Source organism: Cupriavidus lacunae, from assembly GCF_003353055.1.
Classification (GTDB): Bacteria; Pseudomonadota; Gammaproteobacteria; order Burkholderiales; family Burkholderiaceae; genus Cupriavidus; species Cupriavidus lacunae.
Window position 1 is genome coordinate 144051 of sequence record NZ_QKWJ01000009.1, and the last position, 17710, is coordinate 161760.

15 protein-coding genes and 2 tRNA genes are annotated in these 17710 nt (G+C 67.9%); 8 read left to right on the top strand and 9 right to left on the bottom strand.

Features of this window, described 5'->3' with window-relative positions; translation table 11 throughout:
* Positions 1 to 88 precede the first annotated feature (88 nt).
* Together DN412_RS10705 and DN412_RS10710 are read left to right on the top strand one after the other, a co-directional pair.
* A complete protein-coding gene (locus tag DN412_RS10705) occupies positions 89 to 1786 on the top strand; it encodes an MBL fold metallo-hydrolase (protein ID WP_115014877.1) in 1698 nt (565 codons plus the stop codon).
* Between the two features lie 91 nt (positions 1787 to 1877).
* Positions 1878 to 1954 (top strand) — tRNA-Arg (locus DN412_RS10710).
* 68 nt (positions 1955 to 2022) lie between these two features.
* Here DN412_RS10710 and DN412_RS10715 read toward each other — a convergent pair.
* On the bottom strand, positions 2023 to 2928 hold the full coding sequence (locus tag DN412_RS10715; RefSeq protein WP_115014793.1) for a hydrolase: 906 nt from the start codon (positions 2926 to 2928) through the stop codon (positions 2023 to 2025).
* A gap of 250 nt (positions 2929 to 3178) precedes the next feature.
* Between DN412_RS10715 and DN412_RS10720 the strand changes: the two genes are divergently transcribed.
* Positions 3179 to 5008, top strand: coding sequence for a GGDEF domain-containing protein (locus tag DN412_RS10720; protein WP_115014796.1), 1830 nt, complete (start codon positions 3179 to 3181; stop codon positions 5006 to 5008).
* 277 nt (positions 5009 to 5285) lie between these two features.
* On the opposite strand, the gene DN412_RS10725 is transcribed toward DN412_RS10720, so the two are convergent.
* From DN412_RS10725 to DN412_RS10755, 7 genes are all read right to left on the bottom strand, one after another.
* A tRNA-Leu gene (locus DN412_RS10725) sits at positions 5286 to 5372 on the bottom strand.
* Positions 5373 to 5474: 102 nt separating this feature from the next.
* Positions 5475 to 6764 carry an amidohydrolase family protein gene (locus DN412_RS10730; protein WP_115014799.1) on the bottom strand — a complete coding sequence of 430 codons (1290 nt, stop codon included), beginning with the start codon at positions 6762 to 6764 and terminating at the stop codon, positions 5475 to 5477.
* Positions 6765 to 6798: 34 nt separating this feature from the next.
* A complete protein-coding gene (locus tag DN412_RS10735) occupies positions 6799 to 7476 on the bottom strand; it encodes a TetR/AcrR family transcriptional regulator (RefSeq protein ID WP_115014801.1) in 678 nt (225 codons plus the stop codon).
* Positions 7476 to 8162, bottom strand: coding sequence for a uracil phosphoribosyltransferase (gene upp, locus DN412_RS10740; protein WP_425267406.1), 687 nt, complete (start codon positions 8160 to 8162; stop codon positions 7476 to 7478). The genes DN412_RS10735 and upp overlap by 1 nt, the downstream gene beginning before the upstream one ends.
* 105 nt (positions 8163 to 8267) lie before the next feature.
* A complete protein-coding gene (locus DN412_RS10745) occupies positions 8268 to 9566 on the bottom strand; it encodes a URC4/urg3 family protein (RefSeq protein WP_115014806.1) in 1299 nt (432 codons plus the stop codon).
* Positions 9563 to 10801: a GTP cyclohydrolase II gene (locus DN412_RS10750; RefSeq protein WP_115014809.1), complete on the bottom strand. Its 1239-nt coding sequence runs from the start codon at positions 10799 to 10801 to the stop codon at positions 9563 to 9565. The genes DN412_RS10745 and DN412_RS10750 overlap by 4 nt, the downstream gene beginning before the upstream one ends.
* Positions 10802 to 11022: 221 nt before the next feature.
* Positions 11023 to 12147, bottom strand: coding sequence for an acyltransferase family protein (locus tag DN412_RS10755; protein WP_115014812.1), 1125 nt, complete (start codon positions 12145 to 12147; stop codon positions 11023 to 11025).
* 248 nt (positions 12148 to 12395) lie between these two features.
* Between DN412_RS10755 and DN412_RS10760 the strand changes: the two genes are divergently transcribed.
* Both DN412_RS10760 and DN412_RS10765 read left to right on the top strand, forming a co-directional pair.
* Positions 12396 to 13334: an amino acid ABC transporter substrate-binding protein gene (locus DN412_RS10760; RefSeq protein WP_115014814.1), complete on the top strand. Its 939-nt coding sequence runs from the start codon at positions 12396 to 12398 to the stop codon at positions 13332 to 13334.
* A 194-nt stretch (positions 13335 to 13528) separates the two neighbouring features.
* Complete coding sequence (locus DN412_RS10765; protein WP_115014817.1) at positions 13529 to 13840, top strand: amino acid ABC transporter permease; 312 nt, start codon at positions 13529 to 13531, stop codon at positions 13838 to 13840.
* Positions 13841 to 13919: 79 nt separating this feature from the next.
* Here DN412_RS10765 and DN412_RS10770 read toward each other — a convergent pair whose 3' ends face one another.
* Positions 13920 to 14810 carry a hypothetical protein gene (locus tag DN412_RS10770; protein ID WP_115014819.1) on the bottom strand — a complete coding sequence of 297 codons (891 nt, stop codon included), beginning with the start codon at positions 14808 to 14810 and terminating at the stop codon, positions 13920 to 13922.
* Positions 14811 to 15044: 234 nt separating this feature from the next.
* Between DN412_RS10770 and DN412_RS10775 the strand changes: the two genes are divergently transcribed.
* The 3 genes from DN412_RS10775 (at position 15045) to DN412_RS10785 (ending at position 17687) form a co-directional block, all read left to right on the top strand.
* Positions 15045 to 15287, top strand: a complete 243-nt coding sequence (locus DN412_RS10775) for a DUF308 domain-containing protein (RefSeq protein WP_244222620.1) — start codon at positions 15045 to 15047, stop codon at positions 15285 to 15287.
* 273 nt (positions 15288 to 15560) lie between these two features.
* A complete protein-coding gene (locus DN412_RS10780) occupies positions 15561 to 17297 on the top strand; it encodes a glycosyltransferase family 39 protein (protein WP_115014822.1) in 1737 nt (578 codons plus the stop codon).
* Positions 17298 to 17315: 18 nt separating this feature from the next.
* Complete coding sequence (locus tag DN412_RS10785) at positions 17316 to 17687, top strand: EamA family transporter (protein WP_115014825.1); 372 nt, start codon at positions 17316 to 17318, stop codon at positions 17685 to 17687.
* Positions 17688 to 17710 lie beyond the last annotated feature (23 nt).

Here is a 17710-nt window from a genome sequence, read left to right on the forward strand (position 1 = left end):
AATCGTTGAACCCGGCTAAACTATGGCTCGCGGCAATGCCCCGTCTTGCGGCCGGGCGCGCCGCCAGTACAACCACGATGCCGACACAATGACAACCACAGAGACAAGCGGCAACCGCCCTGCCAACCCCGCTCCCCTGCTGCGCCCCGCCGCCAGCCTGCTGGTCGTGCGCGACGCGCCCGCCGGCATGGAAGTGCTGCTGGTGCGCCGCGTGGAACGCGCCAACGACCGCAGCAGCGGCGCCTATGTCTTCCCCGGCGGCACGCTCGATGCACAGGACAGGACCCTGCACGCGCACGCCCACGGCCTGGACGACACCATCGCCAGCGAACGCCTGGGTCTGCCCGCCAGCGGCCTGGACTTCTACCTGGCCGCCGTGCGCGAATGCTTTGAAGAGGCCGGCCTGCTGTTTGCCTGCGACCGCGACGGGCGCCTGCGCTCGCCGCACGAACTCGACGCCGCCCAACAGGCGCTGCTGCGCGAGTCGGTGCAACGCGGCGGCCCTGGCCTGGCGCATGCCTGCGAGCAATTGGGCCTGCGCCTGGCGGCAGACCGGCTCGCTTACCACAGCTACTGGTTGACGCCGCCCGGCCTGCCCAAGCGTTTCGATACCCGCTTCTTTGTCGCCATCGCGCCCGAAGGCCAGCTGGCCGTGCCCGATGGCACCGAGATCGTCGAGCACCGCTGGGTCCGCCCGGCCGAGGCCGCCGCCCCTGACAGCGGCCTGCCGCAGTTGCATGTCACGCGCCGCACCCTGAGCTCGATCGCACAGTTCGAAAGCGCCACGGCTTGCTTTGCCTACTTCTCGCAACTGCGCGGCATTGCCTGCATCATGCCGCGGCTGGCCACCGGCGCCGCCGGCGTGCGTGCGGTGATGCCCAATGAGCCGTGCTACGCCGAGATCGGCCGCATCGATCCCGACGGCAAAGACCACGGCCGCTACGAACTGGCGCCCGGTGTGCCGGTGCAGCTGTCCGAGCGCGTCTGGCGCGTGACCGCCAACAACGGCAGCGTCATGACCGGCCCGGGCACCAACACTTACCTCGTGGGCGGCGGCGCACGCAATGAATGGGCAGTGATTGACCCGGGCCCGGACGATGGCGAGCACGTGCGCGCCATCCTTGACGCGGCGCCCGGCCCGATCCGCTGGATCCTCGCCACGCACACGCACGTGGACCATTCGCCCGCGGCCGCCGCGCTGCAGGCCGCCACCGGCGCCACCGTGCTCGGTCGTGCCGCGCCCGCCGGCCAGTGGCAGGACGCCACCTTCGAACCGCAACGCGAACTGGAGCACGGCGAGCGCATTGCCATTACCGAAGACTGCACCCTGCGCGTGTACCACACGCCCGGCCATGCGTCGAACCATCTGTGCTACCTGCTGGAGGAGGAAAAGACCCTCTTCACCGGCGACCACGTCATGCAGGGATCGACCGTCGTGATCGGCCCGCCCGATGGCGATATGCGCGCCTATCTCGATTCGCTCGCGGCGCTGCAGGATGAAGACCTGGACTGGCTCGCGCCGGGACATGGCTTCCTGATCGCACGCCCGCAGGGCGCCATCCGCGTGCTGGTCCGGCACCGGCTGCAGCGCGAGGCCAAGGTCGCCGGCGCGCTGCGCGAGCTGGGCCCGGCGCCGATCGGCGAGCTGGTCCTGCGCGTCTATGACGATGTGCCGCCGCGCATGCATCCGGTTGCGCAGCGATCGCTGCTGGCGCACCTGCTGAAGCTGCGCGACGAGGGCAAGGCGCAGGAGACTGACGGTATCTGGTCGGTAGCCGCAGGCTGACGCTTGCCCTGGCAGCGAGAGCAAGTGAAGTTTTTTTGGCGGGGGGGGCTTGCGCAATTCAATAATTGCTATACAATCTCGCTTCTCGTGTGCGGCTGTAGCTCAGTTGGATAGAGTACTTGGCTACGAACCAAGGGGTCGTGGGTTCGAATCCTGCCAGCCGCGCCACCTATGCAGAAGGGAAAAGGGCTTCCGGAAACGGAAGCCCTTTTTTCATTCCTGCGTCCCTTTACCGGTTACCACCGGTAGCGCGCCCCGACCGTCCCGCTCGGGCTGTGTCCCGCCCTCACCTTGAACCACAGCTTCACGCCCGTCGCAGTGTTGCCGTGCGCGCCGACATTGAACGAGAACAACCCGCGCAACAGGTCGGCATCGATCTTGGTGCCGTTGAAATTGATGACCTGCTTGCGGCTGTCCTGCCACCAGTCGGCTTCCACGAACGGATAGATACCGGCCAGCCGGGTGGGCTGCGCCCCGTACAGGCGTACGCCGATGCCGGTGGCGCTGGCATCGCCAGGCATGATTTGCGACTGCGTTGGCGAGACGGGGTTCGTGCCGGGCTGGTAGGCCAGCTCCAGCCGCGGCTGGATGGTCAGACCGCCCGCGCGCGGCACCACGGCATCAACAGCCAGCGCCATGGTGCGTATGCGATTGTCGGCAAAGCCGCCCGCGGTGGTAACGTCGTCCAGGTGCAGCGACAGCCGGCGTGGGCGCTCTGGCAAGGCAGCGGTCTCGCTGTCCACGGCGGCGAGGCCCGGGGCATCGTCATCGGGCCCGGGGCCCATGGCAAGCGGCGATGAGGATGGGGATGGTGACGGCGGCGGCGAGGCCGCGTACTCGACGACGATGGGCTCGGCGGGCTGGACCGCCCAGCCAGGTGCTTCGGCCCTGGCGGCCAGTTGGTCTGGCGCCCCGGCCATCGCCGGCGGTGCCAGGTTGGCCTGCAGCGGCTGATCCCAGCCTGAGAGGCTCTGGCTATCCGGAACTGCCTCATCTGCGTGGGCCAGCGCACACATCAGCATGGCCAGGACGCTGCAGTAATGCAGGTGATGCAGGGCGATGCCGGGGTGCGCGGCACAGGCGTGCCACCCGAGGCTCATCCCTGCCTCTCTCTCTCTCGATGACGACAAGACCACACTCATGGCAACCACCTTCGGACGTTATAAAAGCTTGCCCGATGAGTTTGAGCATAGGTCAATTGCCATGCCATCGTTAGCCGCGAAATGTTCGCTCGCGCGCGCCCGAAGGCGGCCCGGCTCTTGACGCGGATGGCGGCTGGTTGTCGCAAATCTCTGGGGATTTGGACAGGACGCGGGGCCTTTTCGTCAATAATGTCGGGAATGACAAAACTTCCAGGCATTGCCCGGCATCCAGCCGCCGGGTGGAGACAGTATGGTGCTGTGGCAACGTGCACGCCGGCGTAAGCCAGCGACCGGCGACCCCACGAACGCCGGCGCCCCGCCGCCGGCCGGGCGCGGCCGCAGCCTGCAGCGCAAGCTGGCGGTTGCCACCGCCGTTGGCGGGCTCTGCACGGTGGTGCTGGCCGCGCTGGTGATCGCCGGATCGTACGGGGATTTCGCCGCGGCCCGGCAGAACCTGTACGACATCTCAGCGTACCGCGAGGTGCTGGACGCCGCCAATGCGCTGTCCGCGGAGCGCGGCCCGGCAAACAGCGTGCTGGGCGAGCCGCCCTCGCCCCGCAGCACCGCCCGCGAGCGCCTGCAGGTCTTCCGCGCGCGCAGCGATGCCGCGCTGGCGCGCCTGTCCGCACCCCCGCCGGTCCCCTTCGGCCTGCACAGCCACCAGCTGCCGCCGCTGATGATCGAGCGCGTGCGTGAACGGCTGGCGCGGGCGCGCACCGAGATCGACGAGCTTGCCGGGCGCCCGCGCCAGCAGCGCGACATGGACGAGATCCGCCATGCGATTGAAAGCATGTTCGAGGTGGTGGACGCGCTGCAGCCTGCCATTGCCTGGCAGGTGCGCAAGCTTTCCGCCTGTGACGACGGCCTGGCCGCGCCGGCGCTGACCGGCAAGATGCTGGGCGACCTGCGCGAGTATGGCGGGCGCATGGCCTCTCAGATCATGGCGCCGGTGGCGGCGCGCCAGCCGATGCCGGTACAGAGCCTGGTCGACGCGACGCGCTCGCGCGGACGGCTGCTGGAGCTGTGGCAGCTCGCCGGGCCCGCATACAACATGTTCGGCGCCGCGCCTGCGCTGGAGCAGGCCTACGCCGATGCCGGCCACCAGTTCTTCGGCCAGGGCGTGGCCATGATCGACAGCCTGGTCGCGCAGGGCCGCGTATCGGGCAACTACTCGATGACGCCCACCGAGCTGACCAACCGCTACGTGCGGACGCTGGAGCCGCTGGAGCGGCTGCGCAGGGTGTTCCTGGACGAGGTGGTGGCGCATTTCACCGCAACGCGCGCACAGGCGCTGCGCGAGCTGGCGGCGGCGTGCGGCACGTCCGCGCTGATCCTGGCGGTGCTGGGCTACATGCTGGTGTTCGCGCAGCGCTCGGTATTCCTGCCGCTGCTGCGCGCGCGTGCCGAAGTGATCGGCCTGGCCGAAGCCCGCGGCCACCCCCACTATCCCGCGCCGACCTCGCCTGCCAAACCCGCCACGCAAGCGGCCGAAATGCGGCGCCTGTTCGATGCTATCGACATCCTGCGGCGCAAGCTGCGCGAGCGCGCCACGCTGACCGAGCAGCTTGAGCACCAGGCCCACACCGACAGCCTGACCGGCTTGCTGAACCGGCGCGCACTGGAACTGGTGGCGGCCCAGTACGCGGCACACGAAAGTGCCAGCCTGGTGCTGATCGACGTGGATTGCTTCAAGCAGATCAACGACCGCCACGGCCATGCCGCCGGCGACCAGGTGCTGCGCGGCATCGCCGCGATGATGCGGGCGCTGGTGCCGCCTGAAGGTGTGCTGGCGCGATTCGGCGGCGAGGAATTCGCGCTGCTGCTGCCGCACGGCCGGCCCGGTGCAGCCGCGGCGCTGGCGGAAACGCTGCGCGCGGCGGTCGCCTCGCGGCCGGTCTACCTGTCCGGCTCCACGCAACTTGGCGTGACCGCCAGTTTCGGCGTGGCGATCGGGCATGGCGGCCCGCACCACTGGCAGCGCCTGTTCGGCGCGGCCGACGCGGCCATGTACCGCGCCAAGGCCGAAGGGCGCAATTGCGTGCGCGAGGCACAGAACCAGGAAGGTATGGCGGCCAGTTGAAAGGCCGGTTGGAGCGACGGACGAAAAAAACCCGCATGGCTGCGGGTTCTTTCAATAATCAGAGGCGTTGCCCATTCTCACGGGCTGAAGCGAAAAAAGCTCGCTTGCGCGAGCCTTTCCGAATATTGGTGCCCAGAAGAGGACTCGGTCACCCATGCGCGACCCCGGGCAACGCTTGCAAGCGTTGCCTTTTCTCGTCCTCGCGGGAAGTCCTCAAGGACTTCCCTTTCTGGGCTGAAACGAAGAAAGGCTCGCTTGCGCGAGCCTTTCCAAATATTGGTGCCCAGAAGAGGACTCGAACCTCCACAGTGTTGCCACCGCTAGGACCTGAACCTAGTGCGTCTACCAATTCCGCCATCTGGGCTTCGTTTCGCTGCATTGCTGCTGCGATGCGAAGACTGAGATTATGCCGAGCGTGACGGGTACTGTCAACACCCTTTCTCAAAAACTTTGTGCTTTCTATTGCTCATTGCCGCTCACTGCCATATCGCAGGAAATCCACCTGCGCCGGGCGGCCTGCCAGGGCCAGCGTGGCCGTTGCCGGCGGCATGCTGGAGACTGTCTTGCCGGCGCGCAGGACCCGCAGCCGCGTGGCGCGCAGCCGGATCGCCTCCACCGGGTCGCGCGCCTGCAGCAGCACCAGGTCGGCGCGACAGCCGGGGACCAGGCCGTAGCCATCCAGCCCGAGGATCCGCGCCGGCGCGGCGGTCACGGCTTCGAAGCAGGCGCGCATCGCCTCCTGCCCGGTCATCTGCGCCACGTGCAACCCCATGTGCGCCACTTCCAGCATGTCGCCGGAGCCCAGGCTGTACCAGGGATCCATCACGCAGTCGTGGCCGAACGCCACCGGCACGCCGGCCGCCATCAGCTCCGGCACGCGGGTCATGCCGCGGCGCCTGGGGTAAGTATCGTGCCGCCCTTGCAGCGTGATGTTGATCAGCGGATTGGCGATTGCCGCCACGCCGGCCTCGCGCATCAGCGGGATCAGCTTGGACACGTAGTAGTTGTCCATCGAATGCATCGAGGTCAGGTGCGAGCCGGCCACCCTGCCCTGCAGGCCAAGCCGCACGGTCTCGCTGGCCAGGGTCTCGATATGGCGCGACAGCGGATCGTCGCTCTCGTCGCAATGCATGTCGACACGCAGGCCGCGGTCGGCCGCCAGCTCGCACAGCAGCCGCACCGACTCCGCGCCCTGCGCCATGGTGCGCTCGAAATGCGGGATGCCGCCGACCACGTCGACGCCCATGTCCAGCGCGCGCCTCAGGTTGTCCAGCGCGCCGGGCGCGCGCAACACCCCGTCCTGCGGGAACGCCACCAGTTGCAGGTCGAGGTAGGGCCGCACGCGTTTGCGCACGTGCAGCAGCGCCTCCACCGCCAGCAGGCGCGGATCGCACACGTCCACATGCGAGCGGATCGCCAGCAGCCCGCGCGCCACGGCCCAGTCGCAATAGGCCAGGGCGCGCTCGACGATCGCCTCCTGCGTCAGCATCGGCTTGAGCTCACCCCACAGCGCGATGCCCTCGAGCAGCGTGCCGGACTGGTTCACGCGCGGCAGCCCGTACGACAGCGTGGAGTCCATATGGAAGTGCGCATCGACGAACGGCGGCGTCACCAGCAGGCCCGCCGCGTCGATCTCCTCGCCCGCGCGCGCGGCCAGTGCCGGCTCCACCGCGGCGATGCGGCCGCCGGCGATGCCGATATCGATGCCGGTGCGCCCGTCGGGCAGGTTGCAGCGCCGCAGGATCAGGTCGAGCATGTGTTGTCGAAGTCTCTGGTAGAAATTGTGCGGCTCAGGCAAGCGGCTCAGGCGCCAGGCCGCAGCCGCGCAGCAGCATCACCACCACGTGCTCGGTGGCGTGCGCATAGTCCTGCTGCCCCAGCCGGTTGACGCCGAGCACGGCGCATACCTGCGATTCAAAATCCGCGTAGGTCTGCGTGGCGGCCCAGATGGTGAAGAACAGGTGCTGCGGGTCTACCGGCGCCATCTGTCCGCGGTCGATCCACTGCTGCACCACCGCGGCCTTGCGCGACACCAGTTCGCGCAGGGCATGGCGCAGGATCTCCCCGATTTCGGGCGCGCCGTGCAGCAACTCGTTGGCAAACACCCGCGACGCATCCGGATGGCTGGCCGAGAGCCGCATCTTGGCGCGGATGTACTGCTCCAGCGCCACCTGCGGCGGCAGCTCTTCGCGGATGATGTCGGCTTCCGACAGCCATAGCTGCAGCGTGTGCCCCAGCACCGCGCGATACAGCGCCTGCTTGGTGCGGAAGTAATAATGCAGGTTGGACTTGGGCACGCCCGCGCGCATCGCGATATCGGCCATGGTGGCGCCGGCAAAGCCCGCGCGCGCAAACACGTGCTCGGCCGCGTGCAGGATCATGGCCTGGTTCTCCTGCCGGATGCGCCCGGCCGAGGCATCGCGCGCGGGCAGCGGCCGCAGCGCCGCGGCGCCGGCATGCGTGTCCATCAGCGCGTACCGTATAGGCGGTCGCCGGCATCGCCCAGGCCGGGCACGATGTAGCCGTGCTCGTTAAGCGTGTCGTCGATGGCCGCGGTGACGATGCCCACCTCGGGATGCGCCGCGCGCAGCGCGCGCAGCCCCGGGCGCGAGGCAATCAGGCACACGTACTTCATGGTGGTGACACCGGCCTCCTTCAGCCGGTTCAGCGCGGCGATTGCCGAATTGCCGGTGGCCAGCATCGGGTCCACCACGATCACCATGCGTTCCTGGATGTCTTCCGGCATCTTGAAGTAGTACTCGATCGGCTCCAGCGTCTCGGGGTCGCGGTACAGGCCGATATGCCCGACGCGCGCCGCCGGCAGCAGTTCCAGCATGCCGTCGATAAAGCCGTTGCCCGCGCGCAGGATCGACACCAGGCACAGCTTCTTGCCGGAGAGCACCCGCGACTGCATCGGCGCGATCGGCGTGCGGATGGCAATGGTCTCCATCGCCAGGTCGCGCGTGGCTTCGTAGGTCAGCAACTGGCTGATCTCGCGCACCAGCCGGCGGAAATTGTCGGTGGTGGTTTCCTCGCTGCGCACCAGCGTGACCTTGTGCTGCACCAGCGGGTGGTCGACCACCATCACGCCGGGCAGGCCCGCGGGCTCTGCCGCACCGGAATCAAGGGGCTCAACTGCGGAAACAGCGGACATGTCGTTCATGGTGACGCTCCTGATCCCACGTTTCACATGCAATGCCTGCCAAAGGCTGCCAATAAACGGCTGCCAACCTCTGCCGCCGCCGTGCGGCCGGCGCGCTCAGAACACCGTGCCGTCGCTGACAATGGCGAACGGCGGCGCACCACCCGGGCGCCGCTTGGCCGCGATGCGGCGCCCCGCCGCCCAGGTACCGCCTTCCAGCACCCGTGCCAGCGGGAAATCCGCCTCCGCCAGGCCAAGGGCCTGGCGCACGCCGTCGGCCACCAGGTCCAGACCCGTCACCGTCAGCGCGCGCCATTCGACGATTACGGGCTCATCCACCGCATGCGGCTCGGCGGTGAAGCCAGGGTCGCGCGGCACCATCAGCTCGAAGTCGTACAGCAGGCCGCCATTGCGGTATTCGGGCAGGCCGGTCAGTGCGTCCAGGCCGGTCACGGTCAGGCCGGCGTCTTCCAGCGGCTCGAGCAGCGAATAGGTCAGCCACTGAGTCAGCTTGTGGAACGGCACCAGCCCGCCCGGCGCGGCCGGATGGCGCCAGCAGTCGCCCAGCGACACGCCTTCGACGATGATCCGCCCCGGCCACACCGGTCCCAGCCCGACCAGCAGGGTGCGCAGCAGGAAGCTGGCATCGAGCTGGCCGCCGACCGCATGCGCCTTCAGGTAGTCATAGAGGTTGCCCAGGCGGGCCGGCCGGCCGAACAGCGCCGGCGTCGCCTCCATCACCTCGCCGAGCCGGCGCAGCAGCCCGGCGCGGCCTTCCAGCCCCACCAGCGGGTTGTGCTGCGCGACCTGGAAGGCGTGGGCGATGCTGTCCGCGTCGATGCGCTGCAGCCGTTCGGCATCCGCGCGCAGCGGATCGCCCGGCGCCGCGGAGAAGCCGCCGCGCGCGAACAGGTCGAAGCTGGCCACGCCAAGCCCTTCCGAGCGCGTCAGCACCAGGTCGCTGGCCGGATCGCGGTAGCGCCAGTCGGGGCCGGCGCCCGCGTCCAGCAGTACGCTCGGGATCACCAGGTCGATGCCGATGCGGGCGCGCTCCTCGCGGTGTTCGGGGCCGCTCAGCGCGGCGCGCTCGCACAGCACCTGCCAGCGGTCCGCGCGCTGGTCTACGCCGCCGCTTTCAAAATGGCGCCAGCGGCTGTGGTACGGCACCTGCAGGTCCGGGTAGCGCTGGCGAATGGTGCTGGCGACGTAATCGGCAATCGCATGCACGCGGTCGGGATGCCAGGTGAAGAGTTCGGACGCGCCGCTGGCCACGTGTTCGGTGACCGCCGCGCAATGGGTGCGCACCGCCTCGGCGCACAGCAGCGCGGAAGCGGGATGCCCTTCCGGCACCGGGCTAAGCCAGCCAGTGCTTTGGCGGTCCTTGCCGGCACTGCCGTCCTCGGGATACATCGTCATTCCTTCAACCCCCTGCCCTTTGCCAGGGCCAGTTCGTTCGCATCCGGCGGCGTGTAGTGCGTAAAGTAGCCGGCGGCCACCTTGGCGTCGATCTCGACACGGGCATCGGCGGGGATCAGGGCCTCGGGGATCGCCACCTGCTCGACCACCTCGATGTCCTGCGCCACCAGCGCGCCATGCTTCATATTGCTCATCGACGCCCAGCGGTCGATGCGGCGGATGCCCAGCCAATGGAACACATCCGGCATCAGCTCCTGGAAACGCATGTCCTGCACGCCTGCCACGCATTCGGTGCGGGCAAAATAAGTCTCGGCACGGTCGCCGCCCACCTGCCGCTTGCGGGCGTTGTAGACCAGGAACTTGGTCACTTCGCCCAGCGCGCGGCCCTCCTTGCGGTTATAGACCACCAGCCCGACCCCGCCCTGCTGCGCCATCTCGATGCACACCTCGATGCCATGTGCCAGATACGGCCGGCAGGTACAGATGTCTGACCCGAACACATCCGATCCGTTGCATTCATCGTGCACGCGGCAGGCCACGCGGGTCTCGGGCTTGCCCAACTGATTGACGTCGCCGAAGAAGTACAGCGTCATGCCGCCGATGGGGGGCAGAAACACCTTCAGGTCCGGCCGCGTCACCAGTTCCGGGAACATGCCGCCGGTCTGCTCGAACAGGCTGCGGCGCAGCACGCTTTCCTTGATGCCGAAGCGGGCCGCCAGCCCGGGCAGGTACCACACCGGGTCGACTGCCGCCTTGGTCACGCGGACGTCGCCATTGGCATGAAGGATGTCGCCGTCGGGCTTGAGCCGGCCGGCCGCGATGGCCGACACCAGCTCCGGCATGTTGATATGCGCACGGGTGACGGCGATGGTCGGGCGGATATCCACGCCGGCCGCGATGCGGTCGGCAAAGACAGTGGAAACCAGGTGGCCCCACGGATCGAGCGAGACAATCTTGTCCGGGTCGCCCCACTGCGGATGCGGGCCGATGGCTTCGGCGGGCGCCGTATCGGTCAGGTCGGGACGATGGTCGCGCTGCAGCGCGCCCGAGGCCACCGCCAGTGCCCGGTAGATGGCATAGGCCCCGGCGTGGGTGCCGATTACATTGCGCTGCGCCGGATTCGCCAGGCTGGCGATGACCGGACCACGCTCTGCCGCCGTGGGCGCGCCCCAGTGGATCGGCTCGGCCGGGCGGTCGCGGCGTGCGTGCGAAGTGAGGACGATATGGTCGGACATGGCACCCTCGGTTCCCGATGGAATCCTGACCAAATGGTCAGGTTTACGATTCCATACTAGGCAACCTTTGTGCCATCGCCCAATGCCCGTTTACGTGAGTGTTGCGCCTGTGTGTATGGCGCCGAACGCAAGTCCGCGGAACGCCATGCACACCTGGCGTGCCGGCGGCAGGACACCGGCGGTGCACAAGCACCAACAAGAAGCGGCGATGCTTGCAAGCGTTACACGGTCGGGCGGCTGGCCGAATCGCGGCCCGGGTCCCGTACCGAGTCCCGGCCGCTACCGAACAGGGCGCGCAGCGCCGCAAGCGGCTGCGCGCTTTCCACGAACCGGTAGAACAGCGCCCCGGCCACGTTGCTGAGGGCCCACGCGGCCACCATGCCGAGCACGTTCAGCACCGGCTGGCCCGGCGCGAGGCTCGACACCAGCGCATTCATCACCAGGCATACCGGGAAGTGGACCAGGAACACGGAATAGGAAATGCGCCCGAAGTAGCCCACCACGTGCGCCCGCGGCCAGCGTTCCAGCCAGCCGCCGCGGCGCGCCAGCGCCAGCAGCAGCGCGGTAGCCAGCGCCACGGCAATGCGCAGGCGGAAGTCCAGCATCAGCGCGGCCAGCGCCACCGCGCCGATCAGCAGCAGGGGCAGCAGCGGCCGGCCGGGGCTCGATGCCCAGTACGCCAGCGTGCCCAAGCCATAGGCGCCAAAGAAATACACGGCCCAGATGTCCCACGCGGCATCGCGATTGAACCAGAACAGCGACGCCACTGCCACCAGCGCCACCATGCCGATGCTGGCCGCCACGCCCGCCGGGGCTTTCCCGCGCGCCACGGCGCGCGCGGCCCACAAGGTGCCCAGCAGCAGCGCGAACAACTGCAGGTCGATGGCCACGTACCAGACCCCGGCCGACAAAGCGTCCACATCCAGGATGTTATGCAGCAGCGTCACGTGCGCCAGGAACTGGGGCAGCGTGGGCGGCGCGGGGATCGAATCATGCGCCATCCAATGGCGCGCCAGCGCGGCGCCGGCAATGCTGAGCAGGATCGCCGCGGCATAGGGCACCACCAGCTTCTGGTAGCGGCGCCACAGCATCAGCAACGGGTGCTGGCTGGTTTCCAGCCGCCCGTTCGGCGCCAGGCTGCGCGCGGCCAGGAATCCGCTGATCACCAGGAAGACCTGGACCGCGATGCGGGCGTAGTCATACAGCCAGTCCACCAGGCCCGGGGCCAGGTGATAGGCGGTATCCGACATCGGGCCATAGAAGGCCAGATGGTGGAGCACGATCAGCTGCGAGCTGACGGCCTTCAGGGCGTCGATGCACGGCAGGCGCGACGGACGGGGGCTCATTGTTATAGGAATGTTGCAAATGGCACGGAAGCGCGATTCTACCCGCTTGAGTGCATTTCAATGTGGCGCAATCGCCACTACGTGTAGATTCGTTACACACTGCCCCGGCTTGTTGCGAGTTCGGCGCCTGGTTCCATGTCTTGGCCAGCAGGCATTTGCTTATGACAACAATGTTCTTCGCCCCACCCAGACTGGGGTATACCCTTGCGACTTTGCCGCATTGCCGGCCGCTTTCCGGTCCCCCCCGCATGACTCTCTTCGCCCTGCCTGCCCTGTCCGCCCGACTTCTGCGCGCCCGCCGTTCTTTGGCGGCTGTCGCCTTCGCCGCCTTCTCCGCTGCCGCGCTCGCGCCAGCGGCGGCCCACGCCCAAAGCCCGGTCCTCGACAAGATCCGCGAGTCCGGCACCATCGTGCTGGGCTACCGCGAATCTGCGCTGCCGTTCTCGTTTGCCGATGACAAGGGCCAGCCGGCCGGCTATGCGGTCGACCTGTGCCTGCGCGCGGCCGAGGCGGCGCGCCAGCAGCTGGGCCTGAAAGACCTGAAGGTGCGCTGGATGCCGCTCACGCCGCAGAACCGCATCCCCGCGGTGGTCAACGGCCTGGTGGACCTGGACTGCGCGCCCAATACCAATTCGCTCGAGCGCCAGAAGCAGGTTGCTTTCAGCGTCTCGCACTATGTGTCGACGGTGCGCATGCTGGTGCGCGCCGACTCGGGCATCCGCTCGTTCGGCGATCTGCGCGGCAAGACCGTGGTCACCAGCGCCGGATCGACCGGCGACCGCCATGTGCGCCGCTTCAGGGGCCAGTACGGTTATCACGACATCTACGCCAAGGACCACGGCGAATCGTTCCTGCTGCTGGAATCGGGCCGCGCCCAGGCCTTCGTGATGGATGACGTGCTGCTGGCCGGCCTGCGCGCCCGCGCCAAGGATCCCTCGCAGTATGTGATCGTGGGCCCGGCGCTGTCGGTGGAGCAAAACGCACTGATGCTGTCCAAGGCCGATCCGGAATGGAAGCGACTGGTCGACCAGACCCTGGCCACGACCTTTGCCGGCCCCGAGGTCATCGCGCTGCAGAAGCGCTGGTTCCAGCAGCCCATCGGCAACCGCGGCATCAACCTCGCGCTGGCGCCCTCGGGCGAGGTGCGCGCGGCCTGGAAGCATCCGTCGGACGCAGTCACGGAATAAGCGAATCAGGCATCCTGGCGGCTCTAGGCGCAATCGCGCCAGGGCCGCAATTCAGGGTTTCCATGAGATCGTGGTACCGGGCAAGCCCCAAGTTGACAGTCATGAATGATGTTGGCGACACTGGCCCGAGCCGTCCCTGCGAAGGGCAGGCCATATACACGACCGCCCAACGGCGGCATTTTTCAGGAGAAACCATGAACAAGTTCGTCGCGACCGCGATCGCACTCTGCCTCGGCGCCGCTTCGCTGGCCGTTCAGGCGCAAACCGGCGGCAAGAAGCAGTTCGATCCCTATACCCAGGGCGCCAAGTCGGGCGAGAAGTTCGACCCGTACACCCAGGGGGCCAAGTCCGGCGACAAGTTCGACCCGTACACCCAGGGCGCGAACAAGAGCACCCGCAGTGAACTGACCGACGCTTCCGCGCCGGCCGCGGAGAAGAAGCCGGCCAAGAAGTCCACCAAGAAGAAGAGCAAGAAGAACGCCGCCTCGGCGCCGGCTGCCAGCTGAACGGCACGGGCCTGATGCAAAAAAACCCGCCTCGGCGGGTTTTTTTGCGCCCGGCGGGTCACCGGGGGGGCGGGGCAGCTTACGGCGCCTGCGTGTCGCGCTCCAGCGCGGTGACATCGATGCGCTGTACGTTGTCGCCCTGGCGTACCTCGGTGCGCAGCACAAAGGCCTCGGCCGGGCAGTACCAGTCGGTCACTTGCATCACAGTGGGCTCCACCTGCACCACCTCTGCACCGACCAGCAGCGGTCCCAGCGAGGTGCGCTTCTCATAGGTGACCGGCAGGCATTCCTTGCGCCCCATCACGGTATCGATCATCTGGCGCTTGCCGACATGGCGCGACCCGATATTGATCGACGCATGCTGCGCGCGCATGGTGCTGACCGCCTCGTCGGATCCCAGCGGGTAGACCTTCAGCGAGACGCTGGATTCGAAGGTCTCGCCGTCAATCGCGGTGCCTTCGCGCAGATCCAGGCCGGCATAGTTGAAGACGCCCATGCCGCGGAACGCCGCCTCGCCATACATGCGCGCATAGCGGGCACGGGCGTTGATGATGGCATGCTGGCTTTCGATGCTGGTTTGCGCGTCGGGCGCACGGCGGTCGATCACCACCTCATGGACCTGGTTGGTGATCACCGGTGGCCCCATCAAGGCCGACAATGCCGTCTTGGAATTGATCTCCAGCTGGGCGCGGCACCCGGTCGGGCTACGCACCACGCCGCGCAGGGTCATGGTGATCGACATCGGCATCACGCCGTCGCCCTCCATCTGCACGTGCGAGCCGGAACGGAACCAGGGCGCATTGCACAGCACCGCCGCCGCCGCGGCCTGTGCCTGGCCGGCCGCCGCCTGCGCGACCCCAGCGGAGCCCGGCAGCGCGCCCATGCCCTGCGCACCGGCCGGCTGCGCCGACGCCAGCGCCGCGCCCGCCACCAGACCTGCCAGCCAGATTTGCTGCGCCTTTGTCTTCACATGGATCCCCGTCTAGAATGTCCAGGCGCCCCCGATTAGCGCCCGGCCCGCCAGGCCACGGCCTGGACACCGAAATTATCGCGTTTTTGTTGCGCGTGTAACTGGGCTTTTTCCCACCGCGTGACGCACTTTGCCTGGATCCGGCAGGACCAGGCCCGCAGTTTTGGTGTCGCCGGGTTTTCTCGATGCCGGCCCGTGCCGGGCCCCAGTGGGAGATTCCCATGCTTCACCGGCGTGCTGCAAATTGTCGCGGCGATCAGGCTGCGCAAGGAAATCCCAAACGAGTGGTGGCTGATCCTGGCAGGCCTGGTCAGCATCGCCTTCGCGTTCCTGGTGCTTTGGCAACCGGTGGCTGGCGCGCTGGCGGTGTTGTGGCTGATCGGCTCGTGGGCCATTGTGTGCGGCATCCTGCTCATTGGCGTCGGCCTGCGGCTGCGCCGCGCCCGTCCGGATGCGGCCCGCGTGCAGCCAGCCTGAGCCACGCCGCGCCCGCGCGCGGCTGCCGTCCCTGGACACGCTCCCCCGCCAGCCGGCGGCGTCCCGTGGCCGCCGTGCTAACATTGCCCGCCTCGCATATTCCGGCGGTCGTTGGCGTCCCAGGCGCCGCCCTGCCACCGGGCGGCCGGCGGGTTGCCTGGCCCGGTGTTCTCCCTGGTGTCCACCGTTATGCACCACCCTGCGTTGTGATGTCTTTCCCGTCACTGCGCGCCACGCAGGGCCATTGATTTGTCGCGCTGTTCCAGGAGATCTATGCGTAGTTCATCGACCTCGCGGGTTACCGCGCTGTCCGTCGGAGCCACCACCAGTACTGTTGTGCTGGTCACCCTGCTTATCCTGCTGGTCTGGTTTGGTACCCTCGACATGCGCCACCTGCTGCGCTCCGATGAAGGCCGCTACGCCGAGATTGCCCGCGAGATGTTCGCCACCGGCGATTGGGTGACGATCCGCTACCACGAACTCAAGTATTTCGAAAAACCGCCCTTCCACCTGTGGATGACGGCGCTGGCCTATACGCTGTTCGGCGTTGGCGACTGGCAGGCGCGGCTGTGCGTGGCGTTGTCCGGCATGCTGGGCGTGGGTGTGTCGATGCTGGCCGCGGCACGCTGGTACGGCCGGCGCGTGGTGATGCTGACCGGCCTGGTGCTGGTCTCTGCGCCGATGTGGAACGTTGCCGGGCACTTCAATTCGCTGGACATGACGCTTTCCGGCGCCATGGCGTGCGTGCTGGCTTTCATGCTGCTGGCACAGCACCCGGAGGCCACGCGCGCGGAACGCCGCAACTGGATGCTGGCCTGCTGGGCAGCCATGGGCGTGGCGGTGCTGGTCAAGGGCCTGGTCGGACTGGCATTGCCGGGGCTGGTGCTGGTGGTCTATACCCTGGTGACACGCGATTTTGGCTTATGGCGCCGGCTCCACCTGCTGGGCGGCATCGTCGTCATGCTGCTGGTGACGGTACCGTGGTTCTGGCTGATGTCCGAGCGCAACCCGGAATTCCTGCGCTTCTTCTTTATCCACGAGCACTGGCAGCGCTACACCTCCAACGTGCATCATCGCGAAGGCTCGGTCTGGTACTTCGTGCCGTTGCTGTTGGCCGGCTTCCTGCCATGGCTGGGCCTGGCCCCGCAAATGTGGCAGGCGGTGCGCGAGCGCGCCGGCGTGGCGCGCGCCACCTCGCCGCGCCCGTTCCAGCCGGCCCTGCTGGCGGCGCTGTGGGCCGCGGCGATCTTCGCATTCTTCAGCCTGTCGGGTTCCAAGCTGCCCGGCTATATCGTGCCGATCTTCCCGGCGCTGGCGCTGCTGGCCGGCGTGGCACTGGACACCGCCACGGAACGCGCCTGGCGCTGGCAGGTCAACGCCATGATCGCGCTGGGGGTGATCGGGCTGCTGGCGTGCCCCTTCGTCGGCATGATGGACAAGCCGAGCACGCCCAATGCGGTCTATCGGGAATTTGCCCTGTGGCTCGGCATCGCCTTCGCGGTGATGCTGGCCGGCGCGCTGCTGGCCCGCCACCTGCTGCGCACGCGGGGTGTGTTCCCCAGCGTGGTGGCCTATGCGCTGGCTATGTTTCTCTGCTGTACGATGGCCCTGCGCGCCCATGAGGCCATGGGCCGGCCCAGCTCCGGCGCGGACCTGGTGCCCGCCATCAACGCCGTGCTGACGCCTGACATGCCGTTGTACAGTGTGCGCCTGCTGGACCACACGCTGCCGTTCTACCTGCGCCGGACCACCATACTGGTGGAGCATCCCGACGAACTGGAATTCGGCGTAGGCCAGGAGCCGCAGAAGTGGATTCCGACCGTCGATGGATTTATCGCCCGCTGGCAGGACGGCCAGCGCGCGGTGGCGATCATGGCGCCGGAAACCTACGCGGCGCTGACCGCGCGCGGCGTGCCGATGCACAAGATTGCCGGTGACCGGCGCCGCGTGGCCGTCGCCAATTTCACGCTGCCGGGCCAGGCCCCGCAAGCTCAACCCCAAGGACAGTAATCCGCAACCCACAGCGCCATGACGCTTTCCACCTTTGCTTTCATCCTGACCGGCGTGCTGCTCAATGCGGCCGCGCAACTGCTGCTCAAGGCCGGCGTCAACACCATCGGCGCGATCACGCTGGACCGCGGCACGCTGCTGCTCACGGCGTTGCGCGTGCTGACGCAATGGCCGGTCCTGGCCGGGCTGACGCTGTACGTGGTCAGCGTGGGCGTGTGGATCGTGGGGCTGTCGCGCGTGGACGTGTCGATCGCCTACCCGATGCTGTCGCTCGGCTACGTGGTCAACGCACTGGCCGCCTGGTGGCTGTTTGGTGAGATGATCGGCCCCTTGCGCGTGGCCGGCATCCTGCTGATACTGGCTGGCGTCTTCCTGATCGCCCGCTCCTGACATCCACTGCCTCCCCATCGCCT